Below are 22060 nucleotides of genomic sequence, written 5' to 3'. Positions count from 1 at the left end.
ACGGCTTCGGTGCGCAGGGGGTTGATCTCGGAGACGGCGCCGACGAGCGTGGTCTTGCCGACACCGAAGCCGCCCGCGACGACGATCTTCGCGGACGTCGTGGCGCGGGCCGGTCCGTTAGAGCTTGCGAAGTCCACTGAGGACCCTTTCGAGCAGCGTGACATCGGGCGTTCCGCCCGACTCGCCCGCGGCGGCGGGCTGGTGGATGGCGACGAGACCGGCCTCGGCAAGGTCGGCGACGAGGATGCGGGCGACACCGAGCGGCACGCCGGCCAGTGCGGAGATCTCCGCGATGGACTTGACCTCGCGGCAGAGGCTGACGATCCGGGCGTGCTCGGGCAGCAGCCCGCTGGCCCGGTCGGCCGAGCCGGTGGTGGAGATCAGGGCCTCGATGGCGAGCTGGTACCGCGGGCGGGTCCGGCCGCCGGTCATCGCGTACGGGCGGACCAGCGGCTGCTGCTCGTAGCCGTCGGACTGCTGCCCGCCGTAGCCGCTGCCGTACCCGTTGCCGTACGAGCCGGCGGGTGTCGAAGGCGGGGTCATGGGTCCTCCTAGTGCTGCAGCCTTGAGCAGCCGGTTCCAGCTGGGGCGGTGCCAGCTGAGGCGAAATCAGCTGCCTGAGGGTAGCTGAGGGGGTTGCGCCGGGTCCGGTCGGGTCGGACCCGGCGGCGCGGGTGGGACGGGTGGGTGGATCCGCGCGGGCCCCGGGTCAGTGCAGGAGACTGCCCTGGAGTTCAGCGCGGAGTGCGGGGGTGAGGACGGCGCCGGCGCGGTCGACGAGCAGGGCCATCTCGTAGCCGACGAGGCCGATGTCGGAGTCCGGGGAGGCCAGGACGGCGAGCGAGGAGCCGTCGCTGACGGCCATCAGGAACAGGAAGCCCCGCTCCATCTCGACGACGGTCTGGTTGACCTCGCCGCCCTCGAAGATCCGGCTGGCGCCGTTGGTCAGCGAGGTGAGGCCCGAGGCGACGGCGGCGAGCTGGTCGGCGCGGTCGCGCGGGAAACCCTCGGACATGCACAGCAGGAGGCCGTCCGCGGAGACCACCACCGTGTGGGACACCCCGGGGGTGTTGTCCACGAAATTGGTGATCAGCCAGTTCAGGTTCTGTGCGGCCTGGCTCATCTGGTTCAACTCAACGCTCCTGGTGATCTGCGCCGTTGCCGTCGTTCCGGCCACCGAAACTATCGAATCCGGGCTGCTGGGCACCATGCTGGAAGCCCGACTGGTTGGCGGCCTGCTCGGCCCCGGCGCGGCGGCCCTGCTGGATGCCGCGGCGCAGGTTGGTCAGCCGGCCGCGGACCTCCTCGGGGGCCCGGGAGACCTGCGGACCGGTCAGCGGCGAGGCCTCGGCCGTGCCGGAGACCAGGTTGGCCTGCGGGGTCCGCCGGGGGAGGCCCGACATGGTGACACCGCTGGTCGAGGGCTCGCGGATCTGCTCGGCGCGGCGCCAGCGCTCGTCGTTCGCGGACGGACGCCACGGCGCGTCGCCGGGCTGCTGCTGGCCCTGCGGCTGCTGCTGGCTCTGCTGCGGCGCCTGCTGCTGCGGAGCGGGCTGCGGGGCCTGGGCCTGCGGGGCCTGGGCCTGCGGGGCCGGCTGGGGAGCCTGCTGCGGGGCCTGCCGGGGATTCTGCTGCTCCGGGGCCTGCTGCTGGAACTCCGGCGCGGAGGTGCCCGGGCGGCGCGGCTGGTACGTGCGCGGACGCGCCTGCTGCTGACCGTCGGCCTGCGGGAACCACGGCTGCTCGCCGCCGGGCAGCTGACCGGTGGCCTCGGACGGGCCGGTCGGCAGCGCCATCGGCTCCTGGTACGGCAGCGGCTGCGGCTGCTGCGGCTGCTGCTGCGGTGCCTGCTCCTGACGCACCGGCTCCGGACGCGGCGGGTTCGGCACGTTCGGCAGCACCGGCTCGACCAGGCCGAGACCCAGCGGGTCGCGCGGGTCGATCTGGCTGGCCTCGAAGCGCGGGCGGGCGAACTGCTGGGTGCTCTCCACCGGCGCCGGCTCGGCCGACGGCAGCGGCTGGGGCTGCTGCTGGGCCTGCGGCGGCAGCTGCGGCTGACGGTCGCGCTGCGGCGCGTCCGGGCCGGGACGCTGCGGACCGCGCGGGCCCTGGCCGGCGGGCCGGCCGGGGGCACCGGGGCCCTGCGGGGCCGGACGGCGCTGCGGCAGGCCGTCCTGCGGACGGTTGCCCGGACGGGCGCCCTGCTGCGGAGTGCCGGGGCCGCCGGGGCGGCCGTGCTGCGGCTGCTCGCCGGTCCGGGCACCCGGACCGCCGTCGAACTCGCCGCCGGGACGCGGCCGTTCCTGACCGGGCCGGCCCGGCTGCTGCTGACCGGCCTGCGGCCGACCCGGCTGGGGCTGACCCGGCTGCTGCTGACCGGCCTGGGGCTGGCCGGGCTGCTGCGGACGGCCGCCGCGGCGGGGCAGCCCGTTGGGGCCGCTCTGCGGCGGGCCCTGGCGGCCCGGGGTGCGCTGCGGCAGACCGCCCTGCTGGGCCTGCTGGGGAGCCTGCTGCTGCGGGGCCTGCTGCTTCTGCTGCGGCTGGGCGGGCTGCCGGCCCTGGCCCTGCTGGGCGCCACCCGGCTGGGCGCCACCCTGCTGAGCGCCGCCCGGCGTGACCGGGTTCTCGCGCAGCGACTGGCCGACCTGGCGGGTCGGCAGACCGCCGCCGGGCGCACCCGGGCCGGCCTGCGGAGCGGGAGCGGCCGGAGCGGCCGGGCCGCCCTGGCCGAGCTGCGGGCGGCCGCCCTGCGGGGCACCGGTGGCCGGGCCCTGGCCGAGCGCGGCCGTACCGCCCTGGCGGCCGGGCGGCACCTGGCGCTGCTGGCGCGGCGTCGGGGCGACCCCGCGCTGCTGCTTGGGGGCCTGGCCGGAACCGGCCCGGCCGGCGCCGCGGCGATCACCCGAATTGGTGACGTCCACCGGGAGCATGACCAGCGCGGTGGTGCCGCCGGAGTCGCTGGGACGCAGCTGGATGCGGATGCCGTGTCGCAGGGACAGGCGGCCGACCACGAAGAGGCCCATGCGGCGGGAGACGGAGACGTCCACCGTCGGCGGGTTGGCGAGGCGCTCGTTGATCTCGGCGAGGTCGTCGGGGCTCAGGCCGATGCCGGTGTCGTGGATCTCGACCAGCACGCGGCCGTCCGGCAGCGCGTGGCCGGTGACCCGGACGCGGGTCTGCGGGCTGGAGAACGAGGTGGCGTTCTCCAGCAGCTCGGCGAGCAGGTGGACGAGGTCGTTGACGACGCGGCCGGCGACCTCGGCCGACGGCACGGCGGCGAGCTCGATGCGCTCGTACTGCTCCACCTCGGAGGCGGCGGCGCGGAGCACGTCGACCAGCGGGACGGGACGGGTCCAGCGGCGGCCCGGGTCCTCGCCGGCGAGGACGAGGAGGTTTTCGCCGTTGCGGCGCATGCGGGTCGCGAGGTGGTCCAGCTTGAAGAGGTTGGCCAGCTGGTCGGGGTCCGCCTCGCGGCTCTCCAGCTCGGAGATGAGCGACAGCTGGCGCTGGATGAGGCCCTGGCTGCGGCGCGAGAGGTTGGTGAACATCGCGTTGATGTTGCCGCGCAGGAGGGCCTGCTCGGCGGCGAGGCGGACGGCCTCGCTGTGCACCATGTCGAACGCGTGGGCCACGTGGCCGATCTCGTCGGTGGAGTCGACGGCGACCGGCTCGACCGTGGTGTCGACGTCGTGCGGGTCGGCCTCGGAGAGGGTCTTGACCAGCTCGGGCAGGCGGCGCTCGGCGACGTCCTCGGCCGCGGCCTGGAGGCGGGTCAGCGAGCGCACCATCGAGCGGGCGATCAGACCGGCGCCACCGAGGGCGACGAGCAGCACGAGGGCGACCGCGACACCGATGATCAGGGCGTCGGCGTCGGCCTGGGACTGGAGGTCCTGGGCCTTGCCGTCCAGGTTCTCGATGAGCTTGGACTCGATCCGTCGCTCGGCGGTGATCTTGGCGCTGGCCTTCTCGAACCAGTCCTTGTAGCTGACCGCCTCGGTCTGGCGGATGCCGCTCTGGGTGAGGATCGTGGAGGCGTAGCGGTCGGCGTCGGCGACCACCGAGTTGTAGCTCAGCTGGCTGCGCAGGTTGTCCAGGTCGTGCGCGGTGTAGATGTTGTTGAAGCTCGCGATCGCGTTGTCGTACGAGCTGCGCAGACGGATACCGAAGGACTCGTCGCTGGGGCTGAGGTCGGGGGTCTTCGGGTTGGCGAGCGCGGCGCTGATCAGGGCCCGCTGCTGCGAGGTCGCGTTCTTCGCCAGCGAGAACTGCTGGAGCGCGCGGGTGGAGACGACCAGGTCCTTGTTGTTCGACGCGAGCGCGATGTCCTGGGTGATGGACAGCAGGTCGCGGATGATCACGTCGTAGGCGGTGATCGTCGACTGGATGTTCTGGTTGTTCTGGTACGGCAGGCTGCGGGTGTCCGCGATCGAGTTCAGGTCCTTGCGGATCTGGAGCAACAGCGCCTTTCCGCCGGACAGTTCGAGGTTCTCGAACTTGTCGGAGGACGCGGTGAAGGTGCGGCTCAGGTCGTCGGTGGACTTGCGGGCCGCGACGATGTCGTCGTCCAGCGGGGCGGTCGGGTCGTGGGTGATCGGGCCGGCGCTGATGTCGCGCTCGGTCTGGAGCGCGTCCGCGAGGTTGGTCGCCTTCTTGGCCAGGTCGGAGAGGTTGGCCATCTGGGCGAGTTGCTGCGAGTTCTCCATCGAGCTCTGGATGCGCAGGCCACCGAGGACCAGCGAGACCAGGACGGGGAGGGCGAGCAGCGCGATCAGGCGGGTGCGGATGCGCCAGTTGCGCATCGCGAGCCGGCTCAGACCGGTGGCGCGGCGCCGGGTCAGGGAGGTGCGGAGTTTGTCCCGGGCGGACTTCCGCTCCTGGCCGTCCTCCTCCGGGCGGCCGGGGGGCTCGGGTGTCACCGGCTCGGCCGGGCCGCCGGGGGCCGCCGCCTGTTGAGGGGCTGCCACAGGCTCACGCGACTCCGGGTTTCCCGCGGCGCCGCTACCCCTTTTGAAACGTCCCTGCACTGGCGTCGCAACCTCTGGACCGGGCGTCCCGCCGCGTCGCCACGGCCTGGACGGTGTCGAGTTTCCATCCGCACCCCGGCCGGTCCGGGAGAGCGGGCACCGGGGTGGACCACTCCCTACCCACGGTCCGTCGCATTCCAGCACAGCCGGGGAATCCCAACAAGGGCCGCACGAACCAGGCGTCCGGCGCTACCGACCGCTTGCGGCAACTCACGGACTGTGCGGTAACGGGACCGGAATACCGCCTTTTTCGGACACTCGCCGGATACATGCCAAGCAGCCCCGGGATCGGGAAGAGTCACAGACCTTCCGGAATGCCCCTTATCGGCGGAATGTCGGAAAATCCCGGTGCGGCGATATGTCGGATATCTGCACTTTGCTCAGCAATTTGTGAGCAAAATCACACCCTAATGTGTAGCTTTGGTCACGGTCTCTATGGAATGAGATCTCGTAACCTGGCTGTCTCCGGAGCACGGCCCCGATCAGCCTGCCCAGAACCCCTCCGAATCAATCGGAATCCATCAGGCCGGCGCCGATCCGCCGCGATCGGCCCGGCCCATGACCACGAGGTGCTCTCGATGTCCCAGGCGAAGAACGCCACCAAGTCCACGCTGTCCTGCCGCCCCACGGCGAACCCGCGCCGGACGACGCTGGCCTCGGTCGAGGACTTCAGCAAGATCCCGGGCGCCCGCAAGCCCGAGGACGTCGTGACCTACGGCACCGAGCTGCCGGCCGCCACCGCCAACCCGCGCCGCACCCAGCTGATGGTCGCCCCGGTCGTCGTCGTGCAGGACTGACCGCCGCCGCGTTCCTTCGAGGGCGCCTTCGTCATCCGTGACGAGGGCGCCCTCGGCGTTTCCGCCCCGATCGCCCGCAACCCGGGCAAAGCGGTCAGCCGGGGCCCCACGCGATAGCCTGGAGGCCGATTGACGGGGTCGCGCCCACTGTGGGCGGGGCGCCAACCAGCGCCCGGGCGCGCCCCGGGCGGCCGACGAAGCGAGGGGTAGCCCAGCCGTGCGCATTGCCAGGTTTTCCGTCCGGGAAGGGAGCCCTGCCGCCGGCAGCGTCTCCTTCGGCGTGGTGGAGGGCGACCCTTCCCAGCCCGACTCGCTGGTCGTCCACGCGCTGGCCGGCCACCCGTTCGGCCAGCCCCAGCCCACCGGCGAGAGTTACCGCTTCCAGGACGTCCGGCTGCTCAGCCCGATGCTCCCGAACAAGATCGTGGCGGTCGGCCGCAACTACGCGGCACACGCGGCGGAGCTGGGCAACGACGTCCCGGACGTCCCGCTCACCTTCTTCAAGCCGTCCACCTCGGTGATCGGCCCGACCGAGAGCATCGCCTACCCGCCGTTCTCCTCGGACGTCCACCACGAGGCCGAACTCGCCGTGGTGATCGGCCGGATGTGCCGCGAGGTGCCGTTGGACCGGGTGCCCGAGGTGATCCTCGGCTACACCTGCGCCAACGACGTCACCGCCCGGGACGTCCAGCAGCGCGAGGGCCAGTGGGCCCGGGCCAAGGGCTTCGACACGGCCTGCCCGCTGGGCCCGTGGATCGAGACCGACCTCGACCCGAGCGACCTCGCGATCACGTGCACGGTCAACGGCGAACTCCGCCAGACCGGTCGCACCTCCCTGATGGTCCGCTCGGTCGCCGAGCTGATCGTCCACATCTCCGAGGCCATGACGCTGCTTCCCGGCGACGTCATCCTCACCGGCACGCCCGCAGGGGTGGGCCCCCTCAACGTCGGCGACGAGGTCGCCGTCTCCATCGAAGGCATCGGCACTCTCACCAACAAGGTGATCAAGCGTGGCTAACACTGACCCGGCCGTCCGGGTTCGCTTCTGTCCCTCCCCGACCGGCAACCCCCACGTGGGGATGGTCCGCACGGCCCTCTTCAACTGGGCCTACGCCCGCCACAACGGCGGCACGCTGGTCTTCCGGATCGAGGACACCGACTCCGCCCGCGACTCCGAGGAGTCGTACAACCAGCTGCTCGACGCCATGCGCTGGCTCGGCCTCGACTGGGACGAGGGCCCGGAGGTCGGCGGCCCGGACGCGCCGTACCGCCAGTCGCAGCGGATGGACATCTACGCCGATGTCGCCCGCCGCCTGCACGAGGCCGGCCACGCCTACCACTGCTACTGCTCCACCGAGGAGCTGGACGCCCGCCGCGAGGCCGCCCGCGCGGCCGGCAAGCCCTCCGGCTACGACGGCCACTGCCGCGAGCTGACCGACGAGCAGGTGGCGGTCTACAAGCTGGAGAAGCGCGAGCCGATCCTGCGCTTCCGGATGCCCGACAAGACCATCAGCTTCGACGACCTGGTCCGCGGCACCCTCACCTTCGAGCCCGAGAACGTGCCGGACTACGGCATCGTCCGGGCCAACGGCGCCCCGCTGTACACCCTGGTCAACCCGGTGGACGACGCCCTGATGGGCATCACCCACGTGCTGCGCGGGGAGGACCTGCTGTCCTCCACCCCGCGGCAGGTCGCGCTGTACGCCGCGCTCGCCGAGATCGGCGTCGGCAACGGCACCACCCCGCGCTTCGGCCACCTGCCGTACGTGATGGGCGAGGGCAACAAGAAGCTCTCCAAGCGCGACCCGCAGTCCTCGCTCAACATGTACCGCGAGCGCGGCTTCATCCGCGAGGGCCTGCTCAACTACCTGTCCCTGCTGGGCTGGTCGCTGGCCGAGGACCGCGACCTGTTCGACATGGACGAGATGGTCGCCGCCTTCGACGTCACCAAGGTGAACGCCAACCCGGCCCGCTTCGACCTGAAGAAGTGCGAGGCGATCAACGCCGAGCACGTCCGCCGGCTGGCCCCGGAGGACTTCGTCAGCCGCCTGGTGCCCTTCCTCCAGGGCGCCGAGCTGCTGCCGGCCGAGCCCACCGCCGAGCAGCTGGACCTGCTCGCCAAGGTGGCGCCGCTCACCCAGGAGCGGATGGTCGTGCTGAGCGAGATCGTGAACATGGCCGGCTTCCTGTTCGTGGCGCCGGAGAAGTTCGCCCTCGACCCGGACGACGCCGCCAAGGTGCTCACCGCGGACGCCCGCCCGGTGCTGGAGGCCAGCATCAAGGCGCTGGAGGAGCTCGCGGACTTCACCCCGGAGCCGATCCAGGCGGCGCTGCGCGAGGCGCTGGTGGACGGGCTGGGCATCAAGCCCAAGTTCGCCTTCACGCCGCTGCGGGTGGCCGTCACGGGCCGCCGGGTCTCCCCGCCGCTGTTCGAGTCCATGGAGCTGCTGGGACGCCCGGAGACGCTGCGCCGGCTGCGGGCCGCCCAGGACGCCCTGCCGGCCGCCTGAGCGGGTCGCCGAGCAGGCCGCGGGCCCGGCTTCGTGCCGGGCCCGCGGCGTACCCGGAGGTCGTCCGCAGGCCGCCCGGCCGCTGCCTGGGGTTATCGATTTTGGACCCAGGGCCGACGTCGGGTAATGTTCTTTCTGCGCCGCCCGGGAGGGAACGGACGAGGGAACGAAAGCCCCTCGGAAGGGACCGACCGAGAGGCGCAACGCCTGAGAAGGGCCCGCGAGGGTTCAACTCTGGTGGGGTATGGTGTAATTGGCAGCACGAGTGATTCTGGTTCATTTAGTCTAGGTTCGAGTCCTGGTACCCCAGCGCAGTACGCAAGTACGGCAACACAAAAGAAGATCAAGCCCCCGTTGTGTAGCGGCCTAGCACGCTGCCCTCTCACGGCAGTAGCGCCGGTTCGAATCCGGTCGGGGGTACTGATCCCGCAAGGGATCACCTGGAAAGCCCCCGTTGTGTAGCGGCCTAGCACGCTGCCCTCTCACGGCAGTAGCGCCGGTTCGAATCCGGTCGGGGGTACTGATCCCGCAAGGGATCGCCAGGAAGCCCCCGTTGTGTAGCGGCCTAGCACGCTGCCCTCTCACGGCAGTAGCGCCGGTTCGAATCCGGTCGGGGGTACTTCAGAGCAGGAAGCCGGTGGGCTCGCCCATCGGCCCTTGCTTTGTGTTGGGGTATGGTGTAATTGGCAGCACGAGTGATTCTGGTTCATTTAGTCTAGGTTCGAGTCCTGGTACCCCAGCCAGAAATTGGAAAGACCCCGGTTCCCCGGGGTCTTTTTGCTTTCCCCGGAAATGCCCCGAAGGGCCCCGCTCCGTCGCGAGCGGGGCCCTTCCGCGTTCCGCGGGGCCCTGCGGAACGCCGTCCACGCGCCGTCCGCGCGCCGCCCGGACGCCGCCCAGGCCCTGTCCAGGCGATAAGACTGCGGTCTCAGTCCGTGAGACACCAGTTCAATCTCCGGCGAAAAGCGCCACCCTGGACGGGAGCGGCCCGGGAGTCTCAGGGCGGCGCACACCGTTTGACCTCGACGACACGAGAAGGCCGGCAACGCGGCCGGCTGGAGGGAATCCGATGGGACGGACACTCGCAGAGAAGGTCTGGGACGACCACGTCGTGCGGCGAGCGGAGGGCGAACCCGACCTCCTCTTCATCGACCTGCACCTGCTCCACGAGGTCACCAGCCCGCAGGCCTTCGACGGGCTGCGGCTGGCCGGCCGCACCGTCCGCCGCACCGACCTGACGATCGCCACCGAGGACCACAACACCCCCACCCTGGACATCGACAAGCCGATCGCCGACCCGGTCTCCAAGGTGCAGCTGGAGACCCTGCGCAGGAACGCCGCCGAGTTCGGCGTCCGGATCCACTCGCTCGGCGACGTCGAGCAGGGCGTCGTGCACGTCGTCGGCCCGCAGCTCGGTCTGACCCAGCCCGGCATGACCGTGGTCTGCGGCGACTCCCACACCTCGACCCACGGCGCGTTCGGCGCCCTGGCGTTCGGCATCGGCACCAGCCAGGTCGAGCACGTGCTGGCCACCCAGACCCTGCCGCTGGCGCCGTTCCGGACGATGGCGGTCACCGTCGAGGGCGAACTGCCCGAGGGCGTCACCGCCAAGGACCTGATCCTGGCCGTCATCGCGAAGATCGGCACCGGCGGCGGCCAGGGATACGTCCTGGAGTACCGCGGTTCGGCGATCCGGAGCCTGTCCATGGAGGCCCGGATGACCATCTGCAACATGTCGATCGAGGCCGGTGCCCGGGCGGGCATGATCGCCCCGGACGAGACCACCTTCGCGTACCTGCAGGGCCGCCCGCACGCCCCGCAGGGCGAGGACTGGGACGCCGCCGTCGCGTACTGGAGGACCCTCGGCACCGACGAGGACGCGGTCTTCGACCACGAGATCTTCATCGACGCGAGCGAGCTGACCCCGTTCGTCACCTGGGGCACCAACCCCGGCCAGGGCGCCCCGCTGGGCTCCGACGTGCCGGACCCGGCCTCCTTCGCCGACCCGCAGGAGCGCCTGGCCGCCGAGAACGCCCTGGCGTACATGGGCCTGGAGGCCGGCACCCCGCTGCGCGAGGTGAAGGTCGACGCCGTCTTCGTCGGCTCCTGCACCAACGGCCGGATCGAGGACCTGCGGGCCGCCGCGGCCGTCGTGGAGGGCCGCCGGATCGCCGACGGCGTCCGGATGCTGGTGGTCCCGGGGTCCGTCCGGGTCGCCCTCCAGGCCGTCGAGGAGGGCCTGGACAAGGTGTTCACCGCGGCCGGTGCCGAATGGCGCCACGCGGGCTGTTCGATGTGCCTGGGCATGAACCCCGACCAGCTCGCCCCGGGGGAGCGCTGCGCCTCCACCTCGAACCGCAACTTCGAGGGCCGGCAGGGCAAGGGCGGCCGCACCCACCTGGTCTCCCCGCAGGTCGCCGCCGCGACCGCCGTCCTGGGCCGCCTCGCCGCCCCCTCCGACCTGTCCGCCGACGTCGCTGCCGTGGAGGCCTGAGCCATGGAGAAGTTCACCACCCACACCGGCCGGGCCGTCCCGCTGCGCCGCAGCAACGTGGACACCGACCAGATCATCCCGGCCCACTGGCTCAAGAAGGTCACCCGGTCCGGCTTCGAGGGCGGCCTGTTCGAAGCCTGGCGCAAGGACGAGGCCTTCGTCCTCAACCGGCCCGAGCGGCAGGGCGCCACGGTCCTGGTGGCCGGCCCCGAGTTCGGCACCGGCTCCTCCCGGGAGCACGCCGTCTGGGCGCTCCAGAACTACGGCTTCCACGCGGTCATCTCGTCGCGCTTCGCCGACATCTTCCGGGGCAACTCCCTGAAGAACGGCCTGCTGACGGTCGTCCTGCCGCAGGAGACCGTGGAACGGCTCTGGGTGCTCACGGAGAGTGACCCTTCGGCCGAGATCACCGTCGACCTGGAGGCGCGCGAAGTGCGTGCCGAGGGCGTCACCGCGGCCTTCGAACTGGACGACAACGTCCGGTGGCGGCTGCTCAACGGCCTGGACGACATCAGCATCACGCTGACGAACGAGGCCGACATCGCGGCCTTCGAAGCGACCCGTCCGGCCTTCAAGCCCCGTACTCTGCCGGTCGCCTGAGTTCCCCTCAGAACAAGCATTCTGGCGATCCGCCGCATGGCCCGCGCCCCCCTCGGGGGGGCCGGGCCATCCGTCGTTCCGGAGCACGAGTTAGCGCCGCGGCCCGCCCCGGATTGCCCATTTGGCTTTGCGGAAGAGGGCCCCGCGCAAGTACAACTGCGGGTAGATGGCACAATCAGTACATGCACCGGCACCATGAACCTCCGTACGCGGGCGGCGAACCCGCGGCTGAGGACTCCATGGGCCGGCCATCCGAACGCCGAATTGACGACCGGCCGGACGTCACCTCCGCGCCAGCTGAGGGGCCGGACGACCAGGAAGTCGCAGCGCTCTACGCGCTCGTGGCCGAGCGGTTGAAGCAAGCTCACGCCCGCGTGCATGCGCTGAACGTGTCTGCCGATGCAAAGACCGCTCTCACCCGTCAACTCCTCATCGTCACCGAGACCGCCAAGCGCGATCTTCCGGAGGCGGCAAGGCGGTTGAGTCGCTTTGTCCGTGACCTCGACGAGGGGCCCCCGCCGCTCGACTGAGGTCGCCGACGCGCAAATCCATTGCGACACTAGGGTGATTCGCGCGTTTGGTAATTGAAAGTCCGCAGATACATACCTAACGTGCGAAAAGAACGGATGGAATCATCCGGCGCCCGTTTCCGAAGGGGAAGACGTGAACAAGGCTCAGCTTGTCGAAGCGGTGGCCGAGCAGCTGGGCGGTCGCAAGGCTGCCGCAGAGGCCGTCGACGCAGTGCTCGACACCATGGTCCGTGCCGTTGTGGCCGGTGACCGGGTCTCGGTCACCGGGTTCGGCACCTTCGAGAAGGTGGAGCGCTCCGCGCGCTTCGCCCGCAACCCGCAGACCGGCGAGCGGGTCAAGGTCAAGAAGACCTCCGTCCCGCGCTTCCGTCCGGGTCAGGGCTTCAAGGACCTGGTCAGCGGCAGCAAGAAGCTGCCGAAGGAAGGCCCCTCGGTGAAGAAGGCCCCCAAGGGCTCCCTCACCCCGGGCAAGAGCGGTGTGGCCGCCACCCCGGCCGCCAAGCGTGCCGCCACCAAGCGCGCCGCCGCCGCTGCCGCCGCCGCTCCGGCCACCAAGAAGGCCGCCGCCAAGAAGACGGCGACCACGGCCGCCGCCAAGAAGGCGACCACCACGGCTGCCGCCAAGAAGACCACGGCGACCGCCAAGAAGGCCGCCGTGAAGACCACGGCCGCCAAGACCACGGCCGCGAAGACCACCGCCGCCAAGAAGACCACGGCGACCGCGACCAAGGCCGCCGCGACCAAGAAGACGGCCGCGGCGAAGAAGGCGACCACCACGGCCGCCGCCAAGAAGACCACGGCGACCGCCAAGAAGGCGACCGCCACGGCCAAGAAGACGGCGCCGGCGAAGAAGACCGCCACCCGCAAGACCACCGCGCGCAAGACCTCTGCCAAGTAAGTCCCGCGCGACCGTCCCCGGACGGCCTTCGGCCCAGAGCCGCGGCACCCCTTCCGTGAATTCACGGAGACCGGTCGCCGCGGCTCTTTCGATTTCCGGGCGCTTAGTCAGGAATCGACGGCGTGCGGCGGCCCGGGGCGTCCGGGGGCGTCCTGGGGGCCTGACGCGGCCCGGAGGGGCCGAGCGGAGCCGGGTGGGGTCCGTCAGCCCTCGGCCGGGTCGGGGAAGGTCTGGAGCGTCACGAAGACCACCCGGCGGGCCTCTCCGGTGCCCTCGGTGCGGATCCGCACCCGCTGGCCGGGGCGCAGCAGCCGCAGGCCGCCGGCGTCGAAGGCGGCCGCGTCGAACGGCACCGGGGTCCCGTCGTCGAGCAGTACGGAGCCGGCCCGGGTGGCGGGGTCGAAGGTGAACGCGGTGGCCTGCATGCGAGCAGCATAGCGAGCGGGCCGACCGGGGCCCGGGAACAGGTCGGCGCCGGGCCGGGAGGTGCCGGGGCGAGCTCCGGGGCGGGTCCGGGCGGGCGGTCCCGGCCGGCCGGGAGGGCTCGGCAACGGCTCAGGCACGGCTCAGGCACGGCTCAGGCGGGCGAACAGCGCGCTGGTGTGCGGGCCGAGGCCGAGCGCCGCGGCCTGTCCGAGATCCGCCCCGGTGTCCACGTCCCGGCGCACCGACTCCACGTCCGCGAGGCGCAGTTCGAGCGCCCCGCCGGCCGCGTGCCGGGCCCGTGAGCCGTCCCCGAAGGCGGGGGAGAGCGGACGGCCGGGGGCGCAGGCGAGGAGCGTGGTGCCGAGGCCGGGGGAGTCCGGCAGGAAGGCCCGGCCGTCCGACGGCACCGCGCCCAGCACCCGGGCCAGTTCGGCCGGACGCAGCGCCGGGAGGTCCGCCGAGAGCACCGCCAGCGGGGCCCGCGGGGCCAGGGCCAGGGCGCTCGCGGCGCCGTGCGCCAGCGCCCGGTTGAGGCCGCCGTCGGGCTCGTCGGCGACCACCAGGGCGCCGAGGGCGGCCAGTCGGGCGCCGGCCGCGGCGTCGCGGGTGACCACCAGGACCCGGCTGACGCCCGGGGTGGCCAGGGCGGCGGTGACGGTGTCCAGGGCGAAGGACAGGGCCAGGTCGGCCCGGTGCGGCCCGGCGTACGGGGCCAGTCTGCTCTTGGCCACGGTGAGCGGCTTGAGCGGGAGCACCAGCGACCAGTCGGCGGCGGGTGCGGGGGGCGCGACGGGCCCGCTGGGGCGTACGGTGTCCTGGGTCATCGGCGTCATTGTGGCGCCGGTCCCGGAGCCCTCGCCAGGCCGTCCGAGCTGTGCGGACGTGCGTTTGATCACGCCCGCCGGGCGGGTTGGCGCGGTTGCTCGACAGCCGGTGATCGGGCGGGCGACACTGTTCCGCGCCCGTGGCCCGGGTACCGGTGGAATCGGTGCGCGGCGCCGGGACGACATGACCGCGGTAATCCGTGCCGCATCGGATGAGAAGGAGCTGGGGTGGCCCGCCGCTCGTACGCCAAGTTCGGCAACGCCGACTACGGCATCTGGTACCGCTTCGCGGCCGTGCTGGTGAAGCCGGTGACGACCGCCCTGGTGAAGCCCGACTGGCGGGGCTGGGAGCACATTCCGAAGAACGGCGGCTTCATCGCCGCGGTGAACCACAATTCGATCATCGATCCGGTGGTCTACGCGCACTGGCAGTACAACAGCGGGCGTCCGCCGCGCATTCTCGGCAAGTCCTCGCTGTTCTCGATCCCCTTCATCGGATTCATGCTGCGCAAGACCGGCCAGATTCCGGTGTTCCGCGAGTCCACCGACGCCGCGCAGGCGTTCCGGGCCGCGATCGACGCGATCAACGGCGGCCAGTGCGTGCAGTTCTACCCGGAGGGCACGCTCACCCGTGACCCCGACCTGTGGCCGATGACCGGCAAGAGCGGCGTCGCCCGGGTCGCGCTGATGACCGGGGCACCGGTCATCCCGGTCGCGCACTGGGGCGCCCACGAGATCATCCCGCCGTACGGCCGGTCCGGTTACGGGAAGGGCAAGTTCAACCTGTTCCCGCGGCACCGGGTCACCGTCGCGGCCGGGCCGCCGGTGGACCTGAGCAAGTACCGGGGTCAGGAGCTCACCGCCCAGGTGCTCTCCGACGCGACCGAGGACATCATGACGGCGATCACCGCCGTGCTGGCCGAAGTCCGGGGCGAGGAGCCGCCGGCCGAGCGCTACGACATGCGCAAGGCCGCCCGGGAGCGTGCCGCGGCGGCGCTGGCCGAACGCCGGCGCGCCAAGGGCGAGCCGGGCAAGGGCACCGAGGAGGCCGGCAAGTGACCCGTTGCGCCGTGATGGGAACCGGTTCCTGGGGCACCGCCTTCGCGATGGTGCTGGCCGACGCGGGCTGCGAGGTCGTGCTGTGGGCCCGCCGCCAGGAGCTGGTGGACGCCGTCAACTCCACCCACGAGAACCCGGACTACCTGCCGGGCGTCCGGCTGCCCGACACCGTGCGGGCGACCACCGACGCCGCCGAGGCACTGGCCGGCGCCGACTTCGCGGTGCTCGTGGTGCCGTCGCAGACGCTGCGCGACAACCTGGCCGCCTGGACGCCGCTGATCGAGCCGCAGACCGTGCTGGTGAGCCTGATGAAGGGCATCGAACTCGGCACCGCCAAGCGGATGAGCGAGGTGATCGACGAGGTCACCGGGGTCGGCCCGGAGCGCGTCGCGGTGGTCAGCGGGCCCAACCTGGCCAAGGAGATCGCCAACCGGCAGCCCGCGGCCAGTGTGGTCGCCTGCTCCGACGAGGCGGTCGCCAGGCGGCTCCAGGCGGCCTGCCACACGCCGTACTTCCGGCCGTACACCAACACCGACGTGGTCGGCTGCGAACTCGGCGGCGCGGTCAAGAACGTGATCGGCCTGGCGGTCGGCATGGCGGCCGGCATGGGGCTCGGGGACAACACCAAGGCGACCCTGATCACCCGCGGGCTGGCCGAGACCACCCGGCTCGGCGAGGTGCTGGGCGCGGACCCGCACACCTTCGCCGGACTCGCCGGGATGGGCGACCTGGTGGCCACCTGCTCCTCGCCGCTGTCGCGCAACAACACCTTCGGCATGAACCTGGGCCGGGGCATGTCGCTGGCGGAGACGATCGCGGCCACCCGGCAGACCGCCGAGGGCGTCAAGTCCTGCGAGTCGGTGCTGGACCTGGCCCGGCGCAACGGGGTCGACATGCCGATCGTCGAGGCCGTGGTGGACGTGGTGCACAACGGGCGGCCGACCCAGGAGGCGCTGCAGAACCTGATGTCGCGCTCGGCGAAGCCGGAGCGGCGCTGAGTCCGGCGGGCCGCGGCCCGGGGCGGCGGCGCCCGTCCGGTTGCCCGTGATCTCCGGGACCCCCGGGACCTCCGGCTTCCCGGCGCCGCCTACCTTCCGGCCGGGCCTCGCACGGTAGTCTCAAACCCGATATGAGCATCGAACAGTCCTCCCCGAACCGGCCCGACCGGAAGCCGCGCGTCGCGCTGGTCTTCGGCGGGCGCAGCTCCGAGCACGCGATCTCGGTCTCCACCGCGGGCAGTGTGCTCAGGGCGATCGACCGCGACAAGTACGACGTGCTGCCGATCGGCATCACGCACGAGGGTCGCTGGGCGCTGACCAGCGACGAGCCGGCCCGGATGGCCATCACCGACGGGCGGCTGCCGGACGTGGCGCACGTCGCCGAGGGCGTCGACGGCCAGGTCGCGCTGCCGGTCGCCCCGGGCAACCGCGAGGTGGTCCTGACCGAGCCGGGCAGCGCCCCCAAGGCCCTCGGCGAGGTCGACGTGGTGTTCCCGCTGCTGCACGGCCCGTGGGGCGAGGACGGCACGCTCCAGGGCCTGCTGGAGCTCTCCGGCGTCCCGTACGTCGGCAACGGCGTGCTGGCGAGCGCGGCCGGCATGGACAAGGAGTTCGCCAAGCGGATCCTGGCCTCGCACGGTCTGAACGTCGGCCGCTACACCATCGTGCGGCCGCGGGACTGGGAGTCCGAGGCGGGCCGCGCGGCGGTGCGCGAGCGGGCCGCCGAGCTGGGTCTGCCGCTGTTCGTGAAGCCCTGCCGGGCCGGCTCCAGCATCGGCATCACCAAGGTGAAGGACCTGGCCGACCTCGACGCCGCGATCGAGGAGGCCCGCCGGCACGACCCCAAGCTCATCATCGAGGCGGGCGTGACCGGCCGCGAGATCGAGTGCGGCGTGCTGGAGTTCGAGGACGGCCCGCGGGCCAGCGTGGCCGGCGAGATCCTGGTCGGCGAGGGCTTCGACTTCTACGACTTCGAGGCCAAGTACATCGACTCCTCGGACGTGAAGATCCCGGCGGACCTGACCGCCGGCGAGCTCGCCGAGATCCAGCGCCAGGCGGTCGAGGCCTTCGAGGCGCTGGGCTGCGAGGGCCTGGCCCGGGTGGACTTCTTCCTGCTGGAGGACGGCACCTGGATGATCAACGAGATCAACACGATGCCCGGCTTCACCCCGATCTCGGCCTACCCGAAGATGTGGGAGGCCAGCGGGGTCGCGTACCCGGAGCTGATCGACCGGCTGCTCGGCACGGCGCTGCGGCGTTCGACCGGGCTGCGCTAGCGGGTCCTGCCGGAGGGCGGGCCGGGGAGGGTTCCCGGCCCGCCCTCGGTACGTCGGGTGGCGGCTCGCGCCGTCGGCCGGCTCAGCCCGGGACGTTGGCCCTGACCGCGCCGCTCAGGGCGGCCGCCGGGTCGAAGGGGTTCTGCGCGGCTCCGGCCGGTACGGTCACCTCGACGTAGGCGGCGCGCATGGTCGTCACGAAGCGGTAGCCGCCGTCGGGGAGCTTCTGCGACCACCAGGTGACGCCGTCGACGCTCGGGGACCAGTCCGCGGCGTGGTCGCCGTCCAGCTCCTCCGGCCGGTCGATGCCGCAGCGCAGCACCGTCCGGGGGGAGTCGCCCCAGGCGGCCACGTACGGGGAGGCGGGCGAGGGGTCCTTGCGGGCGTGCCCGAGCAGCTCGGCCGGCAGCGCGGCGGCCAGCGAGCGGCAGTACCCGGCCGCCTTGCCGCTCGGCTGCGGGACCTCGACCTCCGGGTCGGCCGGGCCCCAGCTGCCGACCAGCGCCACGACCGCGCAGGCCAGGGCGACGGGCAGGGCCAGCCAGCGGACCGGGGCCGGCAGGGCGGTCAGCGCCTTGGGGACGCGCAGTTCTCTGGCCACCCGCCGATGGTATCCGGGGCGCGGGAGCCCGGGGCCCGCCGGTGCGCCGGGCCGCCGGCGCACCGGCGTACCGGCCTACAGGTGCACCACCGGGCAGGTGAGGGTGCGGGTGATGCCCTCGACCTTCTGGACCTTGGCCACCACCATCCGGCCCAGCTCGTCCACCGTCGGGGCCTCGGCCTTGACGATCACGTCGTAGGGGCCGGTGACGTCCTCGGCGGTGAGCACGCCGGGGATCTCGGAGATGGTCAGGGCCACCGCGGTGGCCTTCCCAACGTCGGTCTGGATCAGGATGTATGCCTGTACCACGGGGACCTCCCGGCGGGCCGGTTAGGGGGAACGCCGCCGTGATCGCCCGGTCAGGCGCGTGGGTGGGTGGGATCACCGGCAGTCTGATCACCACGCTACCTCGCAGCGGGCCGGGGAGGGGAGACCCCGAGGCCCCCGAAGGGCGTACGCTGCGCGCGGGGGAGCGCGACGGGGGCCGATACGGATGGAAACGCGAGAGGACGGCAGATGCAGGGGACCGTGGGCGAGCTCGGCGAGTTCGGCCTCATCAGGGAGCTGACCGCCCGGGTACCGCTCACCGATGCGGTCGACCTCGGCCCGGGTGACGACGCCGCGGTGGTGCGGGCTCCGGACGGCCGGGTGGTGGCGACCACGGACGTCCTGATCGAGAACCGGCACTTCCGCCGGGACTGGTCCACCGCCTACGACGTGGGCCGCAAGGCCGCCGCCCAGAACCTCGCCGACGTGGCCGCGATGGGGGCGGTGCCGACCGCCATACTGCTCGGTCTGGTCGCCCCCGCGGACCTGCCGACCACCTGGGCCACCGAGTTGATGGACGGGCTGCGCGACGAGTGCCAGGTGGCCGGGGCGACGGTGGTCGGCGGCGACGTGGTGCGCGGCGACACCGTCACGCTGGCCATCACGGCGCTCGGTGACCTCCAGGGGCGTGCGGCGGTGACACGCGCCGGCGCGCAGGTCGGCGACGTGGTCGCGGTGACCGGCTGGCTCGGCTGGTCGGCCGCCGGCCTGACCGTGCTCCAGCGCGGCTTCCGCTCCCCGCGCGCCTTCGTCGAGGCCCACCGCCGGCCCGAACCGCCGTACCACGCGGGCCCGGCGGCGGCCGAGCTGGGCGCGACCTCGATGATCGACGTGAGCGACGGGCTGGTCGCCGACCTCGGCCACGTGGCCCGGGCCAGCGAGGTGGACATCGACCTGAAGGCCGCGGACTTCGACGTCCCGGCGCAGATGGCCGACATCGGCCAGGCGGTCGGCGTCGACCCGCTGGTCTGGGTGCTCTCCGGGGGCGAGGACCACGCGATCGTGGCCACCTTCCCGCGCGGAGTCCAACTCCCGGCCCGCTGGCGGGTGGTGGGCGAGGTGACCGGCCGCCCGACGGGCAGCCGCAGCGGCCGGGTCACGGTGGACGGCGCCCCCTGGGACCGGGTCGGCGGCTGGGACCACTTCGCCGAGTAGCGCGCGGCGCGCGCCGATCCCCGTACGGTGAGCGGCGCGTGACGCTCCGGAGCGCGGGGGACGGGCTTCGCGGGTGCGTTGTGCGTAGGCTTGCGAACCCCAGCCCGCCCGCCCGGCGCGGGTGGCCCGACCCACGGCGAGCGGGAGCACACCAGACATGCGCATCGGTGTACTGACCAGCGGCGGCGACTGCCCCGGCCTCAACGCGGTGATCCGCTCGGTGGTGCACCGGGGCACCGACGTCCACGGGCACGAGATCGTCGGCATCCTGGACGGCTTCCTCGGGTTGATCGAGGGCCGCACCAGGACGGTCTCGCACGACGACGTCACCGGCCTGCTCACCCTCGGCGGCACCGTCCTCGGCTCGGCCCGGGTACGGCGGGACCGGATCGCCTGGGCGGTGGAGAACGCCAAGACGCTGGCCCGGGAGATCGGCATCGACGCGCTGATCGCGATCGGCGGCGAGGGGACGCTGACCGCCGCCAAGCTGTTCAGCGACGCCGGACTGCCCGTGGTCGGCGTGCCGAAGACCATCGACAACGACATCGACGCCACCGACGTGACCTTCGGCTTCGACACCGCCGTGCACGTCGCGACCGAGGCGATCGACCGGCTGAAGACCACCGCCGAGTCCCACCAGCGCGTCATGGTCGTCGAGTTGATGGGCCGGCACACCGGCTGGATCACCCTCACCGCGGGCATGGCGGGCGGTGCCCACGGCATCCTGATCCCGGAGAAGCCCTTCGACATCGAAGCGGTGGCCCGGATAATCGAGGACCGCTTCGCGCGCGGCAAGAAGTTCGCCATCATCGCCGTCGCCGAGGGCGCCACCCCGCTGCCCGGCACCATGCGGTTCGACCACGGCGAGGTCGACCAGTACGGCCACCGGACCTTCGGCGGGATCGGCAACCGGCTCGCCCACGAGCTGGAGAACCTGCTCGGCAAGGAGGCCCGCCCGGTCATCCTCGGCCACGTCCAGCGCGGCGGCACCCCGACCGCCCGCGACCGGGTGCTCGCCACCCGGTTCGGCTGGCACGCGGTGGAGGCCGTCCAGCAGGGGGCGTTCGGGCACTTCACCGCGCTGCGCCGGACCGCCATCGAGCTGCTGCCGATCGGCGACGCGGTGACCAGGCTGAAGACGGTGCCGAAGGACCGCTGGGCGGAGTCCGAGGCCGTGCTCTGAAACCGCGCCGGTAGGTTGGGGGCATGTCCTCCACCGCACCTCCCCGCGTGCTCACCGTCGCCGGCTCCGACTCCGGCGGCGGCGCCGGCATCCAGGCCGACCTCAAGGCGATGCTCGCCCTCGGCGTCCACGGCATGAGCGTGATCACCGCCGTCACCGCGCAGAACTCGCTCGGCGTCCAGGGCTACTGGGAACTGCCCGCCGAGGCCGTCCGGGCGCAGTTCCGCAGCGTGGTGGACGACATCGGGGTGCAGGCCGTGAAGACCGGCATGCTCGCCTCGGTCGAACTCGTCGAGACCGTCGCCGAGCTGCTGGCCGGGGTGGACGCCCCGGTGGTGGTCGACCCGGTCGGGGTCTCCAAGCACGGGGACGCGCTGCTGGTCGCCGAGGCCGTCGCCACCGTCCGCGAGAAGCTGCTGCCGGTCGCCACCCTGGCCACCCCCAACCTGCACGAGGTGACCCAGCTCACCGGGCTGACCGTCGAGGACGAGTCGCAGATGCTGGACGCCGCCAAGGCGCTGGTCGACCTCGGGCCGCGCTGGGCGCTGGTCAAGGGCGGCCACCTGGAGGGCGAGGCCGCCGACCTGCTGTACGGCGGACCGGAGGAGGTGCACTGGTTCCGGGCACCCCGCTACGACAACCGGCACACCCACGGCACCGGCTGCACCCTGGCCAGCGCGATCGCGGCCGGCCTGGCCAAGGGCGAGCCGCTGCCGCGGGCCGTGGCCTCGGCCAAGGAGTACATCACCGGCGCGATCGCCGGGGGCTTCGCCCTGGGAGCCGGCATCGGCCCGGTCGACCACGCCTGGCGCTGGCGCTGAGGCTCCGCCGCCGCCGAAGCTCCCCCGGTTCCCCGGCTCCCCGGAAAACGACGGTGGGCGGGCTCCTCAGAGGAGTCCGCCCACCACCGGTGAGTCCGGAAAACGGCAGAGCCGGCCACGGAAACAGCGAAGCCGGCCCATCCGAGGATGAACCGGCTCACTGGAGGACCGGCTTGCCGGTCTGCGCGTCAGCGCGAGACCTTACCGGCCTTGATGCACGAGGTGCAGACGTTGAGCCGCTTCGGCGTCCGCCCAATCACAGCGCGCACCGTCTGAATGTTGGGGTTCCAACGACGGGGGGTACGGCGGTGAGAGTGGGAGATGCTGTTGCCGAAGCCCGGCCCCTTGCCGCAGACGTCGCAGTTGGCAGCCACAGGAGTCACTCCAAGACTTCAGATCAGTTACTTTCGAAAACCCCGCCCGCCCACCAGAACACTCACGTGAACCAGACCGGACAAGGGGGTGAGCCTGGACGGTTCCAGGCAACCGGAAGAGCATACAACGCTTGCTTCCGTCCCACGAAACTACCATGACCG

The 22060-nt window shown here is 72.2% G+C and carries 21 protein-coding genes, 5 tRNA genes and 1 pseudogene; 18 read left to right on the top strand and 9 right to left on the bottom strand.

Annotated elements, in window-relative coordinates:
* The 4 genes and pseudogenes from ACFWP2_RS28240 to ACFWP2_RS28225 form a co-directional block, all read right to left on the bottom strand.
* Positions 1-137 (bottom strand): annotated as a pseudogene (locus tag ACFWP2_RS28240) (ATP-binding protein); the annotation flags it as partial.
* Positions 118-543, bottom strand: a complete 426-nt coding sequence (locus ACFWP2_RS28235) for a DUF742 domain-containing protein (protein WP_380456468.1) — start codon at positions 541-543, stop codon at positions 118-120. The pseudogene ACFWP2_RS28240 and the gene ACFWP2_RS28235, both read right to left, overlap by 20 nt.
* Positions 544-709: 166 nt before the next feature.
* Complete coding sequence (locus tag ACFWP2_RS28230; protein ID WP_380456483.1) at positions 710-1123, bottom strand: roadblock/LC7 domain-containing protein; 414 nt, start codon at positions 1121-1123, stop codon at positions 710-712.
* A 10-nt stretch (positions 1124-1133) separates the two neighbouring features.
* The gene (locus ACFWP2_RS28225; RefSeq protein WP_380456466.1) at positions 1134-4964 is read right to left on the bottom strand and encodes a nitrate- and nitrite sensing domain-containing protein; all 3831 of its coding nucleotides are present in this window, start codon (positions 4962-4964) and stop codon (positions 1134-1136) included.
* 638 nt (positions 4965-5602) lie between these two features.
* On the opposite strand from ACFWP2_RS28225, the gene ACFWP2_RS28220 reads away from it, so the two are divergent.
* The 12 genes from ACFWP2_RS28220 to ACFWP2_RS28165 all read left to right on the top strand — a co-directional run bounded on the left by ACFWP2_RS28220 (position 5603) and on the right by ACFWP2_RS28165 (position 12853).
* Complete coding sequence (locus tag ACFWP2_RS28220; RefSeq protein WP_380456464.1) at positions 5603-5821, top strand: hypothetical protein; 219 nt, start codon at positions 5603-5605, stop codon at positions 5819-5821.
* A gap of 217 nt (positions 5822-6038) precedes the next feature.
* Positions 6039-6839: a fumarylacetoacetate hydrolase family protein gene (locus ACFWP2_RS28215; protein WP_360349037.1), complete on the top strand. Its 801-nt coding sequence runs from the start codon at positions 6039-6041 to the stop codon at positions 6837-6839.
* 61 nt (positions 6840-6900) lie between these two features.
* On the top strand, positions 6901-8331 hold the full coding sequence (gene gltX, locus ACFWP2_RS28210) for a glutamate--tRNA ligase (protein WP_380456481.1): 1431 nt from the start codon (positions 6901-6903) through the stop codon (positions 8329-8331).
* Between the two features lie 238 nt (positions 8332-8569).
* Positions 8570-8641 (top strand) — tRNA-Gln (locus tag ACFWP2_RS28205).
* A gap of 37 nt (positions 8642-8678) precedes the next feature.
* Positions 8679-8751: transfer RNA gene (locus ACFWP2_RS28200), tRNA-Glu, on the top strand.
* Between the two features lie 27 nt (positions 8752-8778).
* Positions 8779-8851, top strand: a tRNA-Glu gene (locus tag ACFWP2_RS28195).
* 26 nt (positions 8852-8877) lie between these two features.
* Positions 8878-8950, top strand: a tRNA-Glu gene (locus ACFWP2_RS28190).
* A 49-nt stretch (positions 8951-8999) separates the two neighbouring features.
* Positions 9000-9074, top strand: a tRNA-Gln gene (locus tag ACFWP2_RS28185).
* A gap of 326 nt (positions 9075-9400) precedes the next feature.
* Positions 9401-10825 (top strand): 3-isopropylmalate dehydratase large subunit, encoded by a 1425-nt coding sequence (leuC, locus tag ACFWP2_RS28180; protein WP_380456461.1) that lies wholly within the window; start codon positions 9401-9403, stop codon positions 10823-10825.
* 3 nt (positions 10826-10828) lie between these two features.
* Complete coding sequence (leuD, locus tag ACFWP2_RS28175) at positions 10829-11425, top strand: 3-isopropylmalate dehydratase small subunit (RefSeq protein ID WP_380456459.1); 597 nt, start codon at positions 10829-10831, stop codon at positions 11423-11425.
* Positions 11426-11607: 182 nt separating this feature from the next.
* The gene (locus ACFWP2_RS28170; RefSeq protein WP_380456456.1) at positions 11608-11955 is read left to right on the top strand and encodes a hypothetical protein; all 348 of its coding nucleotides are present in this window, start codon (positions 11608-11610) and stop codon (positions 11953-11955) included.
* A gap of 133 nt (positions 11956-12088) precedes the next feature.
* Positions 12089-12853, top strand: a complete 765-nt coding sequence (locus ACFWP2_RS28165) for an HU family DNA-binding protein (RefSeq protein WP_380456454.1) — start codon at positions 12089-12091, stop codon at positions 12851-12853.
* A gap of 203 nt (positions 12854-13056) precedes the next feature.
* On the opposite strand, the gene ACFWP2_RS28160 is transcribed toward ACFWP2_RS28165, so the two are convergent.
* Together ACFWP2_RS28160 and cofC are read right to left on the bottom strand one after the other, a co-directional pair.
* Entirely contained in the window at positions 13057-13278 is a 222-nt protein-coding gene (locus ACFWP2_RS28160; RefSeq protein ID WP_030257846.1) for a hypothetical protein, read from the bottom strand.
* A 141-nt stretch (positions 13279-13419) separates the two neighbouring features.
* Positions 13420-14103, bottom strand: a complete 684-nt coding sequence (gene cofC / locus ACFWP2_RS28155) for a 2-phospho-L-lactate guanylyltransferase (RefSeq protein ID WP_380456451.1) — start codon at positions 14101-14103, stop codon at positions 13420-13422.
* Positions 14104-14331: 228 nt separating this feature from the next.
* On the opposite strand from cofC, the gene ACFWP2_RS28150 reads away from it, so the two are divergent.
* The 3 genes from ACFWP2_RS28150 to ACFWP2_RS28140 all read left to right on the top strand — a co-directional run bounded on the left by ACFWP2_RS28150 (position 14332) and on the right by ACFWP2_RS28140 (position 17437).
* Positions 14332-15162, top strand: a complete 831-nt coding sequence (locus ACFWP2_RS28150; RefSeq protein WP_380456448.1) for a lysophospholipid acyltransferase family protein — start codon at positions 14332-14334, stop codon at positions 15160-15162.
* Complete coding sequence (locus ACFWP2_RS28145; RefSeq protein WP_380456446.1) at positions 15159-16160, top strand: NAD(P)H-dependent glycerol-3-phosphate dehydrogenase; 1002 nt, start codon at positions 15159-15161, stop codon at positions 16158-16160. The genes ACFWP2_RS28150 and ACFWP2_RS28145 overlap by 4 nt, the downstream gene beginning before the upstream one ends.
* 131 nt (positions 16161-16291) lie before the next feature.
* Positions 16292-17437: a D-alanine--D-alanine ligase family protein gene (locus tag ACFWP2_RS28140; RefSeq protein ID WP_380456444.1), complete on the top strand. Its 1146-nt coding sequence runs from the start codon at positions 16292-16294 to the stop codon at positions 17435-17437.
* Positions 17438-17519: 82 nt separating this feature from the next.
* On the opposite strand, the gene ACFWP2_RS28135 is transcribed toward ACFWP2_RS28140, so the two are convergent.
* Together ACFWP2_RS28135 and ACFWP2_RS28130 are read right to left on the bottom strand one after the other, a co-directional pair.
* Positions 17520-18038 (bottom strand): DUF3515 family protein, encoded by a 519-nt coding sequence (locus ACFWP2_RS28135; protein ID WP_380456442.1) that lies wholly within the window; start codon positions 18036-18038, stop codon positions 17520-17522.
* Positions 18039-18113: 75 nt separating this feature from the next.
* Positions 18114-18347 carry an Lrp/AsnC family transcriptional regulator gene (locus tag ACFWP2_RS28130; protein ID WP_380456440.1) on the bottom strand — a complete coding sequence of 78 codons (234 nt, stop codon included), beginning with the start codon at positions 18345-18347 and terminating at the stop codon, positions 18114-18116.
* Positions 18348-18554: 207 nt separating this feature from the next.
* Here ACFWP2_RS28130 and ACFWP2_RS28125 point away from each other — a divergent pair, with 207 nt between their 5' ends.
* The 3 genes from ACFWP2_RS28125 (at position 18555) to thiD (ending at position 21524) form a co-directional block, all read left to right on the top strand.
* Positions 18555-19520 (top strand): thiamine-phosphate kinase, encoded by a 966-nt coding sequence (locus tag ACFWP2_RS28125; protein WP_380456438.1) that lies wholly within the window; start codon positions 18555-18557, stop codon positions 19518-19520.
* A gap of 157 nt (positions 19521-19677) precedes the next feature.
* Positions 19678-20703 carry an ATP-dependent 6-phosphofructokinase gene (locus ACFWP2_RS28120; RefSeq protein ID WP_380456436.1) on the top strand — a complete coding sequence of 342 codons (1026 nt, stop codon included), beginning with the start codon at positions 19678-19680 and terminating at the stop codon, positions 20701-20703.
* Between the two features lie 23 nt (positions 20704-20726).
* Positions 20727-21524, top strand: a complete 798-nt coding sequence (thiD, locus tag ACFWP2_RS28115) for a bifunctional hydroxymethylpyrimidine kinase/phosphomethylpyrimidine kinase (RefSeq protein WP_380456434.1) — start codon at positions 20727-20729, stop codon at positions 21522-21524.
* A 188-nt stretch (positions 21525-21712) separates the two neighbouring features.
* Here thiD and rpmB read toward each other — a convergent pair whose 3' ends face one another.
* On the bottom strand, positions 21713-21898 hold the full coding sequence (gene rpmB, locus ACFWP2_RS28110) for a 50S ribosomal protein L28 (RefSeq protein WP_014138233.1): 186 nt from the start codon (positions 21896-21898) through the stop codon (positions 21713-21715).
* Between the last annotated feature and the right edge of the window lie 162 nt (positions 21899-22060).

This window comes from Kitasatospora sp. NPDC058444, assembly GCF_042721415.1.
Classification (GTDB): domain Bacteria; phylum Actinomycetota; class Actinomycetes; order Streptomycetales; family Streptomycetaceae; genus Kitasatospora.
This window is presented reverse-complemented; position numbering and strand designations above follow the sequence as displayed.